At 52.1% G+C, this 2142-nt stretch carries 1 rRNA gene; it reads right to left on the bottom strand.

Annotated elements, in window-relative coordinates:
• Positions 1-364 precede the first annotated feature (364 nt).
• Positions 365-1897, bottom strand: a 16S ribosomal RNA gene (locus DIE06_RS37540).
• Positions 1898-2142: the final 245 nt, after the last annotated feature.

Here is a 2142-nt window from a genome sequence, read left to right as displayed (position 1 = left end):
TACAGGTTGAGTTCTCGCGTTGTGCCGTATTCCAATTTAAGTCGAACATAGAGTTCGAATCATCTTGAGATACATCGATACAATCACAACCCGGATAACTTCCACGTCCATCTCAAGACGCTTCCGCTATCCAAATTACTTACTTCTTCCAGATTGTTAAAGAACGACAGCCGATACTTTCGTACCGCTCTGACTGGCTCAATCGCCAATGAGAAAAACTCGAACCAAACTTCATTCGAATGTTTGTCATTGAGGATTATCGAAAGCGGCCGGCATTATAACCGATAAAACCGCCAACAGACAGTCTTTCTGTCTTAATCAACAGCCGATAAGCGTGAGCGCTCAACTTTGCGAGAAGCTCTGGAAAGGAGGTGATCCAGCCGCACCTTCCGATACGGCTACCTTGTTACGACTTCACCCCAGTCATGAATCCTACCGTGGTGACCGTCCTCCTTGCGGTTAGACTAGCCACTTCTGGTAAAACCCACTCCCATGGTGTGACGGGCGGTGTGTACAAGACCCGGGAACGTATTCACCGCGGCATGCTGATCCGCGATTACTAGCGATTCCAGCTTCATGCACTCGAGTTGCAGAGTGCAATCCGGACTACGATCGGTTTTCTGGGATTAGCTCCCCCTCGCGGGTTGGCAACCCTCTGTTCCGACCATTGTATGACGTGTGAAGCCCTACCCATAAGGGCCATGAGGACTTGACGTCATCCCCACCTTCCTCCGGTTTGTCACCGGCAGTCTCCTTAGAGTGCTCTTGCGTAGCAACTAAGGACAAGGGTTGCGCTCGTTGCGGGACTTAACCCAACATCTCACGACACGAGCTGACGACAGCCATGCAGCACCTGTGCGCCGGTTCTCTTTCGAGCACTCCCGCCTCTCAGCAGGATTCCGACCATGTCAAGGGTAGGTAAGGTTTTTCGCGTTGCATCGAATTAATCCACATCATCCACCGCTTGTGCGGGTCCCCGTCAATTCCTTTGAGTTTTAATCTTGCGACCGTACTCCCCAGGCGGTCAACTTCACGCGTTAGCTACGTTACTAAGGAAATGAATCCCCAACAACTAGTTGACATCGTTTAGGGCGTGGACTACCAGGGTATCTAATCCTGTTTGCTCCCCACGCTTTCGTGCATGAGCGTCAGTATTGGCCCAGGGGGCTGCCTTCGCCATCGGTATTCCTCCACATCTCTACGCATTTCACTGCTACACGTGGAATTCTACCCCCCTCTGCCATACTCTAGCCTGCCAGTCACCAATGCAGTTCCCAGGTTGAGCCCGGGGATTTCACATCGGTCTTAGCAAACCGCCTGCGCACGCTTTACGCCCAGTAATTCCGATTAACGCTTGCACCCTACGTATTACCGCGGCTGCTGGCACGTAGTTAGCCGGTGCTTATTCTTCCGGTACCGTCATCCCCCGGCCATATTAGGACCAAGGATTTCTTTCCGGACAAAAGTGCTTTACAACCCGAAGGCCTTCTTCACACACGCGGCATTGCTGGATCAGGCTTTCGCCCATTGTCCAAAATTCCCCACTGCTGCCTCCCGTAGGAGTCTGGGCCGTGTCTCAGTCCCAGTGTGGCTGGTCGTCCTCTCAGACCAGCTACTGATCGTCGCCTTGGTAGGCCTTTACCCCACCAACTAGCTAATCAGCCATCGGCCAACCCTATAGCGCGAGGCCCGAAGGTCCCCCGCTTTCATCCATGGATCGTATGCGGTATTAATCCGGCTTTCGCCGGGCTATCCCCCACTACAGGACATGTTCCGATGTATTACTCACCCGTTCGCCACTCGCCACCAGGTGCAAGCACCCGTGCTGCCGTTCGACTTGCATGTGTAAGGCATGCCGCCAGCGTTCAATCTGAGCCAGGATCAAACTCTTCAGTTTAAACCTGTTACTGTTTTCGGTTCGGTTAAGAACCGGTCGCTCACTCAAAGCTGACAGGAATATGAATCACTTCATAAACCTGACTTACTTTAGTGTGAGACTCTTGATACTTTCGCTATCTGATCCGAAGATCAGCTCGCGGCCATCAAGCGCCCACACTTATCGGCTGTTAATTTTTAAAGAGCATTTCTGCGAGAAACCTGAAGTTTCTCAGCAGCGCTGCGTTTTCAGCAGCAGAGAAGCGA

Source organism: Burkholderia sp. Bp8998, from assembly GCF_003854235.1.
In the GTDB taxonomy this organism is placed as follows: Bacteria; Pseudomonadota; Gammaproteobacteria; order Burkholderiales; family Burkholderiaceae; genus Burkholderia.
This window is presented reverse-complemented; position numbering and strand designations above follow the sequence as displayed.